Origin of the sequence: Rudaea cellulosilytica DSM 22992, from assembly GCF_000378125.1 — a bacterium.
Taxonomy (GTDB): Bacteria; Pseudomonadota; Gammaproteobacteria; order Xanthomonadales; family Rhodanobacteraceae; genus Rudaea; species Rudaea cellulosilytica.
This window is the reverse complement of record NZ_KB899242.1, coordinates 436,251-449,617: the sequence shown is the minus strand read 5'-3', so window position 1 is coordinate 449,617 and position 13,367 is coordinate 436,251. Positions and strand designations below refer to the sequence as shown.

Annotated in this window: 14 protein-coding genes and 1 tRNA gene; 12 read left to right on the top strand and 3 right to left on the bottom strand. The window is 62.4% G+C overall.

What is annotated here, in order from left to right:
* Window positions 1-167 precede the first annotated feature (167 nt).
* The 7 genes from F455_RS0111750 to F455_RS0111720 all read left to right on the top strand — a co-directional run bounded on the left by F455_RS0111750 (window position 168) and on the right by F455_RS0111720 (window position 7,746).
* Entirely contained in the window at window positions 168-1,061 is an 894-nt protein-coding gene (locus F455_RS0111750) for a hydroxypyruvate isomerase family protein (protein WP_018973488.1), read from the top strand.
* Between the two features lie 192 nt (window positions 1,062-1,253).
* Complete coding sequence (locus tag F455_RS0111745) at window positions 1,254-2,060, top strand: 3-keto-disaccharide hydrolase (protein WP_018973487.1); 807 nt, start codon at window positions 1,254-1,256, stop codon at window positions 2,058-2,060.
* 56 nt (window positions 2,061-2,116) lie between these two features.
* The gene (locus F455_RS0111740) at window positions 2,117-3,442 is read left to right on the top strand and encodes an MFS transporter (RefSeq protein ID WP_018973486.1); all 1,326 of its coding nucleotides are present in this window, start codon (window positions 2,117-2,119) and stop codon (window positions 3,440-3,442) included.
* An 84-nt stretch (window positions 3,443-3,526) separates the two neighbouring features.
* Window positions 3,527-4,441, top strand: a complete 915-nt coding sequence (locus F455_RS0111735) for a sugar phosphate isomerase/epimerase family protein (RefSeq protein ID WP_018973485.1) — start codon at window positions 3,527-3,529, stop codon at window positions 4,439-4,441.
* Window positions 4,442-4,462: 21 nt separating this feature from the next.
* Entirely contained in the window at window positions 4,463-6,151 is a 1,689-nt protein-coding gene (locus tag F455_RS0111730; protein ID WP_018973484.1) for a GMC oxidoreductase, read from the top strand.
* Between the two features lie 10 nt (window positions 6,152-6,161).
* Complete coding sequence (locus F455_RS0111725; RefSeq protein ID WP_018973483.1) at window positions 6,162-6,821, top strand: gluconate 2-dehydrogenase subunit 3 family protein; 660 nt, start codon at window positions 6,162-6,164, stop codon at window positions 6,819-6,821.
* Between the two features lie 61 nt (window positions 6,822-6,882).
* Window positions 6,883-7,746, top strand: a complete 864-nt coding sequence (locus F455_RS0111720; protein WP_018973482.1) for a PhzF family phenazine biosynthesis protein — start codon at window positions 6,883-6,885, stop codon at window positions 7,744-7,746.
* Window positions 7,747-7,909: 163 nt separating this feature from the next.
* Here the strand turns inward: F455_RS0111720 and F455_RS0111715 are convergent.
* From F455_RS0111715 to tpiA, 3 genes are all read right to left on the bottom strand, one after another.
* Window positions 7,910-7,994: transfer RNA gene (locus tag F455_RS0111715), tRNA-Leu, on the bottom strand.
* Between the two features lie 85 nt (window positions 7,995-8,079).
* Complete coding sequence (gene secG / locus F455_RS0111710) at window positions 8,080-8,580, bottom strand: preprotein translocase subunit SecG (RefSeq protein WP_018973481.1); 501 nt, start codon at window positions 8,578-8,580, stop codon at window positions 8,080-8,082.
* Between the two features lie 16 nt (window positions 8,581-8,596).
* The gene (tpiA, locus tag F455_RS0111705) at window positions 8,597-9,361 is read right to left on the bottom strand and encodes a triose-phosphate isomerase (RefSeq protein WP_018973480.1); all 765 of its coding nucleotides are present in this window, start codon (window positions 9,359-9,361) and stop codon (window positions 8,597-8,599) included.
* A 437-nt stretch (window positions 9,362-9,798) separates the two neighbouring features.
* On the opposite strand from tpiA, the gene F455_RS0111700 reads away from it, so the two are divergent.
* Genes F455_RS0111700 through nuoE form a run of 5 tightly spaced genes read left to right on the top strand, consistent with a single transcriptional unit; the run spans window position 9,799 to window position 13,364 of the window.
* Window positions 9,799-10,155: an NADH-quinone oxidoreductase subunit A gene (locus F455_RS0111700; protein ID WP_018973479.1), complete on the top strand. Its 357-nt coding sequence runs from the start codon at window positions 9,799-9,801 to the stop codon at window positions 10,153-10,155.
* The gene (locus F455_RS20685; protein ID WP_018973478.1) at window positions 10,152-10,778 is read left to right on the top strand and encodes a NuoB/complex I 20 kDa subunit family protein; all 627 of its coding nucleotides are present in this window, start codon (window positions 10,152-10,154) and stop codon (window positions 10,776-10,778) included. The genes F455_RS0111700 and F455_RS20685 overlap by 4 nt, the downstream gene beginning before the upstream one ends.
* Window positions 10,775-11,569 (top strand): NADH-quinone oxidoreductase subunit C, encoded by a 795-nt coding sequence (locus tag F455_RS0111690; RefSeq protein WP_018973477.1) that lies wholly within the window; start codon window positions 10,775-10,777, stop codon window positions 11,567-11,569. Before F455_RS20685 ends, F455_RS0111690 begins: the two co-directional genes overlap by 4 nt.
* 17 nt (window positions 11,570-11,586) lie before the next feature.
* Window positions 11,587-12,840 (top strand): NADH-quinone oxidoreductase subunit D, encoded by a 1,254-nt coding sequence (locus tag F455_RS0111685; protein ID WP_018973476.1) that lies wholly within the window; start codon window positions 11,587-11,589, stop codon window positions 12,838-12,840.
* Window positions 12,837-13,364 carry an NADH-quinone oxidoreductase subunit NuoE gene (gene nuoE / locus F455_RS0111680; RefSeq protein WP_018973475.1) on the top strand — a complete coding sequence of 176 codons (528 nt, stop codon included), beginning with the start codon at window positions 12,837-12,839 and terminating at the stop codon, window positions 13,362-13,364. Before F455_RS0111685 ends, nuoE begins: the two co-directional genes overlap by 4 nt.
* Window positions 13,365-13,367: the final 3 nt, after the last annotated feature.

Here is a 13,367-nt window from a genome sequence, read left to right as displayed (position 1 = left end):
CGGAGGTTCGTTCTTTTCTTGCTGCAGCGCGGCGTGAAAGAATTTTCGCGATTGTGCAAGTTCTCGTCTTGGCATGTCATCGGTACCACGTTGTCGAAGCAGGCCAACCCGATCACCATCAGAGAAGCCTGCGGGTAGGCTTGAATCGTTCGATAACGGAGGCAGGCATGCCGTTGGATACGAAAGGCAGCAATCGGCGCACCGCGCTGAGCAGTATGGTTGCGCTTGCGGGCGCGGGAATCGCGTCGACGCTGGCCGCGAGCGAGCCCGCGAAGACGATGCCGGCGAAGGCGCCGGGCCGACTCAAGCAGTCCCTGTGTCGCTGGACGTCGAAGGAATCGCTGCCCGAGCTGTGCCGTAGTCTAAGAGGCATGGGGTTTGCCGGCATCGACCTGATCTATCCGGACGAATGGTCGATCGTGAACGACAGCGGCCTGGCCGTGTCGATGGGTTATGCGAGCAAGCGCGAGAAATTCATCCAGACCGGATTCAACGATCCGGCCAACCACGCGATGCTGCTCAAGGAACTCGAGACGGCGATTCCGCTGGCGAAAAAGGCCGGAGTGAAGAACCTCATCGCGATGTTCGGCAACCGCAATCCGTCGATCGACGAGGGCAAGGCGGCGGAAAATTGCGTCACGGGCTTGTCGAAGATTGCGCCGCTGGCGGCGGAGAACGGCATCACCATCTGCGTCGAGCTGCTCAACAGCAAGGTCGACCATCACGGCTACCAGGGCGATCGCACCGCGTTCGGCGCGGCGGTGATGAAAGGCATCGGCTCGCCGAACGTGAAGCTGCTCTACGACATCTACCACATGCAGATCATGGAAGGTGACGTGATCCGCACGATTCGCGAGAACATCGCGTGGATCGGCCATTTCCACACGGGCGGCGTTCCCGGACGGCACGAGATCAACGACACGCAGGAGCTCAACTATCGCGCCATCGCGACCGCGATCGCCGATTTGAACTATACCGGCTATGTCGCACACGAATTCTCGCCGACGCGCCCCGATGTGTCCGTGTCGCAGGCCGAAGCGTTCGCGATTTGTTCGGTGTAATCATTGGGGGACCTCTTGAAACCTACTGCGCTCGATGTTGCGTTCCGGCGGTGCTCGGAATCCTCATGTACTTCTACGTACATTCCGGTTCCTGCGCTCCGGCGACACGCCCGATCCTAGATAAGATCGGCTCTTCGCTCGCTACGGTTTCAACAGGTTCCCATTGGATCGATGGAAATGAGAGTTCAAGACATGAAAATCCTTGCTTCTGCGGTCGCGGCAACGTTCGTTCTCCTGCTTGCATGCGAATCGTCAGCGCGCGCGCAGGTCCGCGTCGCCGAGAATGCGCCGGAACCGACCGACCCGAAAGCTACCGAGCAGTGGGAGCCGGTGCCGCCGGTGATCACGCCCGGCAACGCGGCCGGCGCGGCGCCGTCGGATGCGATCGTGCTGTTCGACGGGCGCAATCTCGATCAGTGGGAAACGGTCAAGGACGGCTCGCCCGCGCGCTGGAAGGTGCACGACGGCGTGGTCACCGTCGACAAGCCCAGCGGCAACATCCAAACGAAGCAGCATTTCAAGAATTATCAATTGCATCTGGAATGGCTTGAACCCGAAGGGCTTACCGGTGAAGGTCAACTGCGCGGCAACAGCGGCGTATTCCTGGCTTCGACCGGGAAGGGTGACGAAGGCTACGAAGTCCAGATCCTCGATTCGTACAACAACAAGACTTACGTCAACGGTCAGGCCGCGAGCGTGTACAAGCAGGCGCCGCCGCTGGTCAACGCGATGCGTCCGCAGGGTCAGTGGCAGGTCTACGACATCGTCTGGACGGCGCCCGTGTTCGCCGCTGACGGCGCGTTGAAAACCCCGGCCTATGTGACCGTGTTTCACAACGGCGTGCTCGTGCAGAACCATCGCGAACTGGCCGGTGAGACGACCTACATCGGCAAGCCGAAATACAAGCCCTACACCGACGCCGCGGTGAAGCTGCAGGCGCACGGCGATCCGTCGCCACCGATCAGTTTCCGCAACATCTGGATACGCAAGCTGGACTAACCTGGGGGACTGCATCGATGTCGATACCGGTCGAAAATTCCATAGCGGGAACGTATATGGCGGCGAAGCCCGTCAACGCTTCGCGCCTGTTCGTCGCTTCCTGCCTCGCGCTGCTCGTCACCTCGCTGACGTTCGCGTTGCGCGCGAAGATCGAAGGCGTGTTCCACGACGGCTACGGATTGAGCCGCGAGGAAATCGGATGGGCGTTCGGCCCGGCATTCTGGGGCTTCGCCGTCGCCACCTTCGTCGGCGGTGCGATTCTTGACCAGGTGAAGACGCGCAACGTCCTGCGCATCGCCTTTGTCTGCCATCTGGTCGGCCTCGTCGTGCTGTTGTTCGCCAAGGACAAGACGCTGCTGTTCGCGGCCAACGTATTCATCGGTTTCGCCAACGGCAGTGTCGAGGCGGCGTGCAATCCGCTCGTGACCACGCTGTTTCCGAACGACAAGACCAAGATGCTCAACCGCTTCCATGTCTGGTTTCCGGGCGGCATCGTGATCGGTGGCGTGCTGTCGTGGCTGCTCATGTCGCAGCTCAACTTGCCCTGGCAGGCTCTGGCCGCGGTGCTGTTCGTTCCGCTCGCGCTGTACGGCTGGCTGTTCTTCGGCGAAACGATTCCGGAAACCGAGCGCGTCACCAGCGGCGTTTCGTATCGCGACATGTTCCGCCACGTCGGTGCGCCGGTGACCATCATTGCGCTGGTCGGCTTCATGATCCTCGCCACATCGCTGTCGATCGCGATCGACTTCAATGCTGCGTCGACCTGGATCGTCGTCGCCCTCGTGCTCGCCGCGATCGTGGTCGAGTCGCTGGTCATCAACAAAACCAGCCTGCTGTTCCCGTTCACGATGTTCTGCATGTTCCTGACCGCGTCGACCGAGCTCGGCACGAACCAGTTCACCGGCGCGCTGCTCGACAAGACCGGAATCGATCCGATCATCATCCTGGTCGCGGTCACCGGCATCATGGCGCTCGGACGTTACTTCGCCGGTCCATTGGTGCACCGGCTCAGCCCGATCGGTGTGCTGTTCGCTTCCGCCGTCGTGTCGGCGATCGGGCTCTATCTGTACAGCACCGTGTCCGGCCCGGGCAGCACGCTGTTCGCGGCGATCGTTTTCGCCGTCGGCATCTGCTACTTCTGGCCGACCATGCTCGGCTTCGTCTCCGAATACGCACCGCAGACCGGAGCGCTCGGGCTGTCCATCCTGGGTGGTGCCGGCATGGTGGCGACGTCGTGCGTGCTGCCGGTCATGGGTCGATCGATCGATACCGCAGGGCCGCAGCAGACGCTGCGCTTCATGGTCGTGCTGCCGCTGATCCTGATCGTCGCGTTCGGCCTGCTCGCGGCGTATCTGAGGAATCGTCGCGTGGAAAACCATTGATCCCACCGATCGCCGTGCGCCGGTAAACGTTTCGCCGGCTTCGTGGTACATTTGTCAGACAATTGACTTACACAACTCAGTTCGATGAATAAGCAATCGCGTAGGCAATTCCTCATCCATGCTGCGGGTGCCGGCGCGGCTCTCGCCACTGCCGGGCTGTCGCGCCACGTTTGGGCCAATCCGATGAGCAAGCCGATCGGCATCCAGCTGTGGACGGTCAACGACACGCTCAAGCACGATCCTGCGGGCACCTTGAACAAACTCGGCAAGATCGGCTTCAAGGAAGTCGAGGCCGCAGGTCTCGTCGGCCTCGAGCCGAAGCAGTTCCGCCGCCTGCTCGACGACGCCGGCTTGCGTTGCCCAAGCGCGCACTTGCAGTTCGACATGGACAATCTCGGCAAGGCGTTCGACGAGGCGCATGCGCTTGGCGCGACCTACGCGGCGGCTTCGTCGCTGATCGAGCCGGTCGGCAAGGCGATGTCGACCAAGCTTGAATGGAAATCCGCGATGAGCCGCGAGGAAGCCAAACGCACGGTCGACGTTGCCAATCGAATCGGCGAAGCGGCCAAGCGCGCCGGGTTGCAGTTCGTCCTGCACAACCACGATCGCGAGTTCGTCGACCTCGGCAACGGCGAGGTTGGTTACGACATCGTCTGGCACGACACCGATCCCAAGCTGGTGCAGTTCGAGATCGACTGCGGCTGGATGGTGTTCGCCGGACGCAATCCGGTCGACTACTTCAAGAAATACCCGGGCCGCATCCCCCTGATCCACGTCAAGGATTTCCAGCCGAAGAAAAACAAGAACGGCGCGCCGATGAGCGAAGAGATGCTGGGCTCGGAACTCGGCCGCGGCACGGTCGACTACAAACCGATTTTTGCTGCGGCGAAAGCGGCCGGGCTCAAGCATTATTTCGCCGAACAGGAAGGCCCGTTTTCCCGGATGAGCCAGCTCGAGGCGGCACAGGTCGCCTACGACTACCTGCATTCGATCACCTGATTCGACGCACAGAGACCCGAGATGGAAAAGAACACCTACGATGCGATCGTGGTTGGTACCGGTATCAGCGGCGGCTGGGCCGCCAAGGAATTGACCGAGAAAGGCCTGAAGACTCTCGTGCTCGACCGCGGGCGCATGGTGCGTCATGGTGAGTACCCGACCACGACCGAGGACCCCTGGCAGCTCGAGCATGGCAACAAGCCCACGACGCACGATTTAGAGCGCCAGGCCAAACAGGCGCGCACGGGTTACGTGGTCACGCCGGCTTCCAAGCACTGGTTCGTCGACGACATCGACAATCCTTACGAAGAAAAGTATCGCTTCGACTGGATCCGCGGCTACCACGTCGGCGGCCGTTCGATCATGTGGGGCCGGCAGAGCTATCGCTGGAGTGAGATGGATTTCGAGGGCAACGCGAAGGACGGCGTCGCCGTGGACTGGCCGATCCGCTACGCCGACATCGCGCCGTGGTACGACTATGTCGAGACCTTCATCGGCGTCAGCGGCCAAAACGAGGGACTGGCGCAATTGCCCGATGGCAAGTTTCTGCCGCCGATGGAGCTCAACTGTGTCGAGCGTGAGTTCCAAGGCAAGCTCAAGGACAAGTTCGGTCGCGCGATGACGATCGGCCGCGCTGCACATCTGACCGGCCCGCTCACGCACAACGAAAGCCCGCAGCGCAGCAGTTGCCGCAATCGCAACATGTGCATCCGCGGTTGCCCGTTCGGTGGTTATTTCAGCAGCAACGCAAGCACGCTGCCATCGGCGCAGAAGACCGGCAACATGACCCTCGTGCCGAATGCGATCGTTTACGAACTGATCTACGATGCGAAAAAGGGCAGGGCTACCGGTGTGCGCGTACTCGACGCGGAAACCGGCGCGCAGACCGATTACTTCGCGAAAGTGATTTTCCTGTGTGCGTCTACGTTCGGCTCGAGCCACATCATGCTCAACTCGACCTCCGATCGTTTCCCGAACGGCTTCGGTAACGACAGCGGCGAGCTCGGCTGCAACATCATGGACCATCACCTCGGTGCCGGCGCGAGTGCCACGGTCGAAGGTTTCGACGATCGTTACTATTCCGGACGCCGCCCGAACGGTTTCTATATTCCGCGCTACCGCAACCTCGGCAAAGAGAAGCGCGAGTACCTGCGCGGCTTCGGCTACCAGGGAGGAGCGGGGCGCGCGGGCTGGGGCAGCCTGCAAATGGCGACCGAACTCGGCGAGGATCTGAAGAAGAAGGCACAAGCGCCGGGGCCGTGGAGCATTGGCATGGGCGGCTTCGGCGAAATCCTGCCGCATCATGACAACCGCGTGAGCCTCGACCGCGGCAAGAAGGACAAATTCGGCCTGCCGATCCTCACGTTCGATGCGCGCCTGCGCGACAACGAACTGCGCATGCGCAAGGACATGATCAACGACGCGGCTGAGATGCTCGAAGCGGCGGGATACCGCGACGTACGCATCGTCGATGAGGAGTACGGCATCGGCCTTGGCATCCACGAAATGGGCACCGCGCGCATGGGGCGCGATCCGAAGACCTCGGTACTCAACGGCTGGAACCAGGTGCACGCGTGCAAGAACGTGTATGTCACCGATGGTTCCTGCATGACCTCGTCGGCCTGTCAGAACCCGTCGCTTACCTACATGGCACTGACCGCGCGCGCAGCCGGTCACGCCGTGGAAGAACTCAAGCGCGGCAACATCTGAGGAACAGAGCATGAATCGTCGCGAAGTGTTGCAGCGAGTCGCCCTGTTGATGGGCGGAGCAGTATCCGCGCCGGCGGTTTTCGGCGTGCTCAACGGATACGCCAAACCACCCGCGGCGGACTGGAAGCCCGCGGTGCTCGGCGAAAACGAATTGGCCATCGTTTCGCGGATCGTCGACATCATGATTCCGCGTACCGATACGCCGGGTGCGCTCGACGTCGGCATTCCCGCTTTCATCGACGGCATGTTGAAGGACGTCTATTCGCAAACTGCCCGCGAGCGCTTCGTGCAGGGCGCACACGACTTCGACGCGGCCGCGCGCGCGGCGCATCACAAGCCGTTCGTGAAACTCGAGCCACGGCAGCAGAAGGCACTCGTGCAGAAATCCCAGGATGCCGCGATTGCCGACGAGCGCGCCGAAGCGGAGCGAAGGCAGAAAGCGCTCGTGCAGGAAGTGCGTACCGCCTCGATGCTGCCGCAACGCACGGAATCTCCAGCCGCGACGCATCAGCGTTCCTTCATTTTGACGATCAAGGAATTGGCCTTGCTCGGATTCTTCACCTCGCAGCCCGGTGCGACGCAGGTGTTGCAATACGTGGCGATACCCGGCGCTTACCACGGCTGCCTGCCGGTGAACCAGGCCGGCAACGGCAAGCGCTGGGCGACATAGCTGCGAGCGGATACGGCCGACATGATGAGGGTATTCTTCCCCCATCGATCGGTTTTCACCCATGAGCCGCAACTATCGCTTTCGCGTCGTCAATGTCTTCGCCGCTGCCGCGGCGACTTCGGCGTCGCGGCTCAGCGGCAATCCGCTGGCAGTGATCGAAAATGCGCAGGGTTTGAGCGAGATGGAGATGCAGCAGATCGCACTGCAGTTCAATCTCTCGGAAACGACGTTTGTGTTGCCGTCGACCGACGCCGACGCGCGCGTGCGCATCTTCACCACGACCTTCGAGATGCCGTTCGCCGGCCATCCGACACTCGGCACGGCGCATGTGCTGCGTGCGCTGGGACGGGCAGGTGATGCGCTGCGCCTTCACCTCAATGCCGGTGTCATCCCGGTCGTCGCGCAGGGCGACGCGTGGACGCTGACCGCAAATATTCCGACCCACCGCGCCTACGAATATTCGCGCGGGCAGCTCGCGCGGGCGCTCAGGTTGAACGAGGATGACATCGCCGGCGCGCCGTTGTGGATGAATGCAGGTGTCGAGCAATTGATCGTGCCATTGGCGAGCGTCGATGCGGTGGCGCGTGCGCAGCCGCGGCTCGATGCCTTTGCAGAATATTGCAGCAACGCGCGCGAGGCGCAGGCCTATGTCTACGCGCTGGATGACGCGACGCGTATGGTTAGCCGCTACTTCTGGGGCCACGCCAGCGCGATCTTCGAAGATCCCGGTACCGGCTCGGCCTGCGCGAACCTAGGCGGTTACCTGCTTGCCGACGGCGCAGCGGTGCCGTTGGCCTTCGACGTACATCAGGGGGCGGCAACCGGGCGGCCGTGTCTGCTGCGTTTGAGCGTGGATGAACACAAGCGCATCCATGTTGGTGGTCGCGTGGTCGAATTGATGCATGGCGAACTGCAGCTCGACTGAACGGAGCGGCCAAAATTCCGCGTCGGCATTGCGACGAGATTGCAAACCCTTTCGCCGATGCAGCGACGGGTGGCCGAACACGAAGATATGCGGGCGCAAAAAAACCCGCCAATCGACGGGTTTTTGAATTTCCGGCTGGCGCGTGCCGATCCGGACTATGTATTGGTGCCCAAGGGGGGACTCGAACCCCCACACCTTACGGCGCTACCACCTCAAGGTAGTGCGTCTACCAATTCCGCCACCTGGGCAATTTGTTTCGACTGGATGCGCCGGCCGAACCGGCGCATTGCGAGCCGCATATGATACCCGTCCCGGCTCGCGCCGGTAAAGGCATCAATGCTTTTTCGGCGCTTCTTTCTTAGCTTCGGTCTTGGCTTCCGCGGACTTCGCCGGGGCGTCGCCTTGCTTGGCCGGCGGCGTGGTCGCCGCGGGTGCGGGCGCGGCGGGCACGTCGGATTGGGCTGCCGGGGCGGCGGAGCCGGCCACGGGCGCGGCAGGCACGTCGCCACTGGCGGCGGGGGCCGCCGGCTGCGCAGGAGCCTTCGGGGTTTCGAGCGCGCCCATGACGCCGAGGTCGCTGGCGGCGGGCGTCAGCGTGCCGGCGTTCTTCAGGTACCAGGCCATCGTGAGGCTGAGCAGGAAGAAGATCGTGGCGAGGATCGCCGTGCTGCGCGAGAGGAAATTGCTCGCGCCGCGCGAGCCGAACACGGTGCCCGAGGCGCCGCCCCCGAAGCCCGAACCGGCCTGTGCACCGGCTCCGCGCTGGAGCAGGATCAGGATGGCCATCGCGATCGCGATGAGCACGTAGACAATGTTGAACAGAGTGAGAACCATTTTTGGATCCAGTGAATCAGGATTGCGCCGCGGCGCAGATCGCGAGGAAATCCGCAGCAACGAGCGAAGCGCCGCCGATCAGTCCGCCGTCGATGTCCGCCTGCGCGAACAGCTCGGCCGCATTGCCCGGCTTGACACTACCGCCATAAAGTATGCGGAGCGAGCCGGCTATTCTAGCATCCAGTTCTGCGACTTTGCTACGGATGAACGCGTGCATTTCCTGCGCCTGCGCGGGCGTGGCGGTGCGGCCCGTGCCGATCGCCCAGACCGGCTCGTAGGCGACGACGGCGTTTTCGAGCGCGCCGACGCCGGATGCGGCCATAGTCGCGCCGAGCTGCTCGGCGACCACCACGAAGGCTTGGCCGCGATCGCGCTGTTCCAGCGTTTCACCGATGCACAGGATAGGGACCAGCCCGGCCGCTTGCGCGCGCGCGAACTTTTCGGCGACGCAGAACGCGTTCTCGTGGTGCAGCGTGCGGCGTTCGGAATGGCCGACGAGCGTATGCGTGGCGCCAACGTCCTTGACCATGATCGCGGCGGTTTCGCCTGTGTACGCGCCTTGCTGATGCTCGCTCACGTCCTGGGCGCCGAAGATCAGGCGCGTGTCGGCGTGGCGTGCGACCAGTTCGGCCAAATAGACGTGCGGCGGCAGGATGGCGATGTCGACGGCGTCGAGCGCATTCGACGCGCCTGCCCGGGCGATCGCATCGACCAGCTCGTGCGCGGAGGCGCGCGAGCCGTGCATCTTCCAGTTTCCGGCGACGAGCTTGCGACGTGACATAGGCTGATCTCGGATGGGTAATGACAAAAGAATACATGCAAGCCACGGCTGGCGGCCCCGCGGCGCCTTGTCGCGCGCCGCGATCATCACAAGTTGTTGCGTCGCGCAAGCGTTGGCAAGACTGAACGCGCGGACTATCATATTCAAGTTGAGCCGCTGCCGTTTGCGCGGCTCCCGGTGCAGATTCGTCGTCTTTCCCTCGCGATGCGGCTTGCGCCGTGTAGTCGGGTTCGACCGTTTTTCTGGATTGACCGCGCTGTGCGGTCGCTGATGTGTCGGGAAACTCCGCAAGCTTGTGGAATTTCCTGACCAGGGATGGTCTGATGCGGGTGCAACGCGCTCGCGCAGCTGAGTCCGGGCGTGTACCGGATTCGGCGCGTCCGAAAAAATCCGGGATGGATTTTTTCGGACAATTGAAGGATGGGCGGAGGCTTTGCGTGCTGGCTGAATATTTTCCGATTCTACTGTTCCTTATCGTTGCCGGCGGTATCGGTATCGCTTTGTTGCTGGTCGGCGCCGTGCTCGGTCCGCGCAGCAAGAACAAGGAAAAGTCTGAAGCGTACGAATGCGGTTTCGAAGCCTTCGAAGACGCGCGCATGCAGTTCGACGTGCGCTACTACCTGATCGCGATCCTGTTCATCCTGTTCGATCTGGAAATCGCGTTCCTGTTCCCGTGGGCGGTCGTATTCAAGCAGATCGGTCTCGTCGCGCTGGTCGAGATGGCGATGTTTCTGGCGCTGCTGCTGCTCGGTTTCGTCTATTGCTGGAAGAAGGGCGCGTTGGAGTGGGAATGAGTAATACCGAAACCACAATCGAGAAACACCTGTTCACCAATCCGGTCGCGACCGGGCCGGTGGAAGATATTTTGCGTCCGGACGGAGAAAATCCGCTCCTGCAGCGCGGATTTTTGACGACATCAGCGGACACGCTCATCAACTGGGCGCGCACCGGTTCGATGTGGCCGATGACGTTTGGCTTGGCCTGTTGTGCAGTCGAGATGATGCACGCCGGCGCTGCGCGTCTCGACCTGGACCGCTACGGCGTCGTGTTCCGCCCGAGTCCGCGCCAGTCCGACGTGATGATCGTTGCCGGCACGCTGGTCAACAAGATGGCGCCGGCGCTGCGTCGCGTCTACGACCAGATGCCCGATCCGAAGTGGGTCATCTCGATGGGTTCGTGCGCGAACGGCGGCGGCTACTACCATTATTCCTACGCCGTCGTGCGTGGCTGCGACCGCATCGTGCCGGTTGACGTCTACGTGCCGGGCTGTCCGCCGACCGCAGAGGCGCTGATCTACGGCATCCTGCAATTGCAGAAGAAAATCCGCCGTTCGAGTCCGATCGGCGAGAGACAGATCATGACGAGCGAGTCACCGCAGAAGCAGGTCATCAACAGCAACATCATCGCGCGCACATGACCGATACGCCCGCCACCTCTGCCGAGGCGCCCGCGGCGCCGAGCACGCTTGCGCAACGCATCGCCGCGCGACTCGGCGACAAGATCATTTCGGCCAGCGAATCATTCGGCGAAACCAGCGTCGAGGTGTTGCCGGAAAACTGGCTCGCGGTCGCGCAGGCACTGCGTGACGAGGCCGATTTCCATTTCGAGCAGTGCATCGACGTCTGCGGTGTCGATTATCTTAGCTACGGCGACGACGAGTGGGACACCCGCGACGTCACCTCGACCGGGTTCAGCCGTGGCGTCGAAGGCCGCGGGGCCGGGCGCTTCAAGTGGGGCGAGACGCTGACTTCGGAACATGGCAGTGCCGCGGGCATCAAGGTCGCAGCGATTCCATCGCGACGTTTCGCCGCCGTCGCGCATCTGCTCTCGATCAAGAACAACCAGCGTGTACGCATTCGCTGCCATGCGCAGGACGATGCGCTGCCGGTGGTGCCGTCGTTGACTGGAATCTGGCCCGGCGTGAACTGGTTCGAGCGCGAGGCGTTCGATCTGTTCGGCATTATCTTCGACGGCCATCCGGACCTGCGTCGCATCCTCACCGATTACGGCTTCGTCGGCCATCCGTTCCGCAAAGATTTCCCGCTGATCGGCAATGTCGAGGTGCGCTACGACGAGGCGCTCGGCCGCGTGATCTACGAGCCGGTGACCAGCGTCGAGCCGCGCGTCGGCGTGCCACGCGTCGTGCGCGACGATTCGCGTTACGACCAGGCCCAGGCGGAAGGTGCGGCGAACGCCGCGGCGAAGTAGACAGGCGTACCTCCACCATGCAAGAAATCAAGAACTACACGATCAACTTCGGCCCGCAGCATCCCGCGGCGCACGGTGTGCTGCGCCTCGTGCTCGAGCTCGACGGCGAGGTGATCCAGCGTGCCGATCCGCATGTCGGCTTGCTCCATCGCGGCACCGAGAAGCTGGCCGAGTCGAAGCCGTTCAACCAGTCGATCGGCTACATGGACCGCCTCGACTACGTGTCGATGATGTGCAACGAGCACGCCTACGTGCGTGCGATCGAAAAACTGCTCGACATCGAAGCGCCGGTGCGCGCGCAATACATTCGCACGATGTTCGACGAGATCACGCGCATCCTCAATCACTTGATGTGGATCGGCTCGAACGCGCTCGACCTCGGCGCAATGGCGGTGTTCCTGTATGCGTTCCGCGAGCGCGAGGAGCTGATGGACTGCTACGAGGCGGTGTCGGGCGCGCGCATGCACGCGACCTACTATCGTCCCGGCGGTGTCTATCGCGATCTGCCCGATCGCATGCCGCAGTACAAGGAATCGCGTTGGCACAAGGGCAGCGACCTCAAGCGCCGCAACGAATGGCGCGAAGGTTCGATGCTCGATTTCCTTGACGCCTTCACCAAGGATTTCCCGAGCAAGGTTGACGAGTACGAAACGCTGCTGACCGACAACCGCATCTGGAAGCAGCGTACGGTCGGCATCGGCGTGGTGCCGCCCGAACAGGCGCTGGCCTGGGGCATGACCGGCGCGATGCTGCGCGGCTCCGGCATCGAGTGGGACCTGCGCAAGAAGCAGCCTTACGCGATGTACGACAAGATGGATTTCGACATCCCGGTCGGTGTGCAAGGCGACTGCTACGACCGTTACCTCGTGCGCGTCGAGGAGATGCGCCAGTCCAACCGCATCATCGCGCAGTGCGTGGACTGGCTGAAGAAGAATCCGGGCGAGGTGATCGTGCGCAACTTCAAGGTTGCGCCGCCGAGCCGCGAGGAAATGAAGGATGACATGGAAGCCTTGATCCACCACTTCAAGCTGTTCAGCGAAGGCTACAGCGTACCGGCGGGGGAGACCTACGCCGCGGTCGAGGCACCGAAAGGAGAATTCGGCTGCTATCTGATTTCCGACGGCGCGAACAAGCCGTTCCGCGTCAAGCTGCGCGCACCGGGCTTCGCCCATCTGTCGTCGATGGACGCGATCGTGCGCGGCCACATGCTGCCCGACGTCGTCGCGATGATCGGCACCTACGACCTCGTCTTCGGAGAAGTCGATCGATGAAAGCAACCAATCACTACGCCGAAGTCAAGGACGTCGATCCGCTCGTCGCGCTCAACGCGCACACGCGCGAGCACATCGACCACTGGCTGACCAAGTTTCCGCCCGACCGCAAACGCTCGGCGCTGATCCAGGCATTGTTCGCGGCCCAGGAACAAAACGGCGGCTTTCTGACCGACGAGTTGATCACGGCGGTGACCAAGTATCTCGGCCTGCCCGCGGTATGGGGTTACGAGGTGGCGAGCTTCTATTCGATGTTCGAGACCACGCCGGTCGGGCGCAACAACGTTGCCGTGTGCACGAACATCTCGTGCTGGCTCAATGGCGGCGAGGATGTCCTCAAGCACTGCGAGAAGAAGCTCGGCATCAAGGTCGGCGAGTCGACCCCCGACGGTCGCGTCTACCTGAAGCAGGAAGAGGAATGCCTCGCGGCCTGTTGCGGCGCGCCGATGATGGTGGTCAACGGCCATTATCACGAGAAGCTGACGCCGGAGTCGGTGGACAAGATTTTGGACGGTCTGAAGTAACCG

What these genes read in the sequence shown, in the direction of transcription:
- F455_RS0111750 (WP_018973488.1), top strand. Translation starts at nt 168, where the DNA reads ATGCCGTTGGATACGAAAGGCAGCAATCGGCGCACCGCGCTGAGCAGT.
- F455_RS0111745 (WP_018973487.1), top strand. Translation starts at nt 1,254, where the DNA reads ATGAAAATCCTTGCTTCTGCGGTCGCGGCAACGTTCGTTCTCCTGCTT.
- F455_RS0111740 (WP_018973486.1), top strand. Translation starts at nt 2,117, where the DNA reads ATGGCGGCGAAGCCCGTCAACGCTTCGCGCCTGTTCGTCGCTTCCTGC.
- F455_RS0111735 (WP_018973485.1), top strand. Translation starts at nt 3,527, where the DNA reads ATGAATAAGCAATCGCGTAGGCAATTCCTCATCCATGCTGCGGGTGCC.
- F455_RS0111730 (WP_018973484.1), top strand. Translation starts at nt 4,463, where the DNA reads ATGGAAAAGAACACCTACGATGCGATCGTGGTTGGTACCGGTATCAGC.
- F455_RS0111725 (WP_018973483.1), top strand. Translation starts at nt 6,162, where the DNA reads ATGAATCGTCGCGAAGTGTTGCAGCGAGTCGCCCTGTTGATGGGCGGA.
- F455_RS0111720 (WP_018973482.1), top strand. Translation starts at nt 6,883, where the DNA reads ATGAGCCGCAACTATCGCTTTCGCGTCGTCAATGTCTTCGCCGCTGCC.
- secG (WP_018973481.1), bottom strand. Translation starts at nt 8,580, where the DNA reads ATGGTTCTCACTCTGTTCAACATTGTCTACGTGCTCATCGCGATCGCG.
- tpiA (WP_018973480.1), bottom strand. Translation starts at nt 9,361, where the DNA reads ATGTCACGTCGCAAGCTCGTCGCCGGAAACTGGAAGATGCACGGCTCG.
- F455_RS20685 (WP_018973478.1), top strand. Translation starts at nt 10,152, where the DNA reads ATGAGTAATACCGAAACCACAATCGAGAAACACCTGTTCACCAATCCG.
- F455_RS0111690 (WP_018973477.1), top strand. Translation starts at nt 10,775, where the DNA reads ATGACCGATACGCCCGCCACCTCTGCCGAGGCGCCCGCGGCGCCGAGC.
- F455_RS0111685 (WP_018973476.1), top strand. Translation starts at nt 11,587, where the DNA reads ATGCAAGAAATCAAGAACTACACGATCAACTTCGGCCCGCAGCATCCC.
- nuoE (WP_018973475.1), top strand. Translation starts at nt 12,837, where the DNA reads ATGAAAGCAACCAATCACTACGCCGAAGTCAAGGACGTCGATCCGCTC.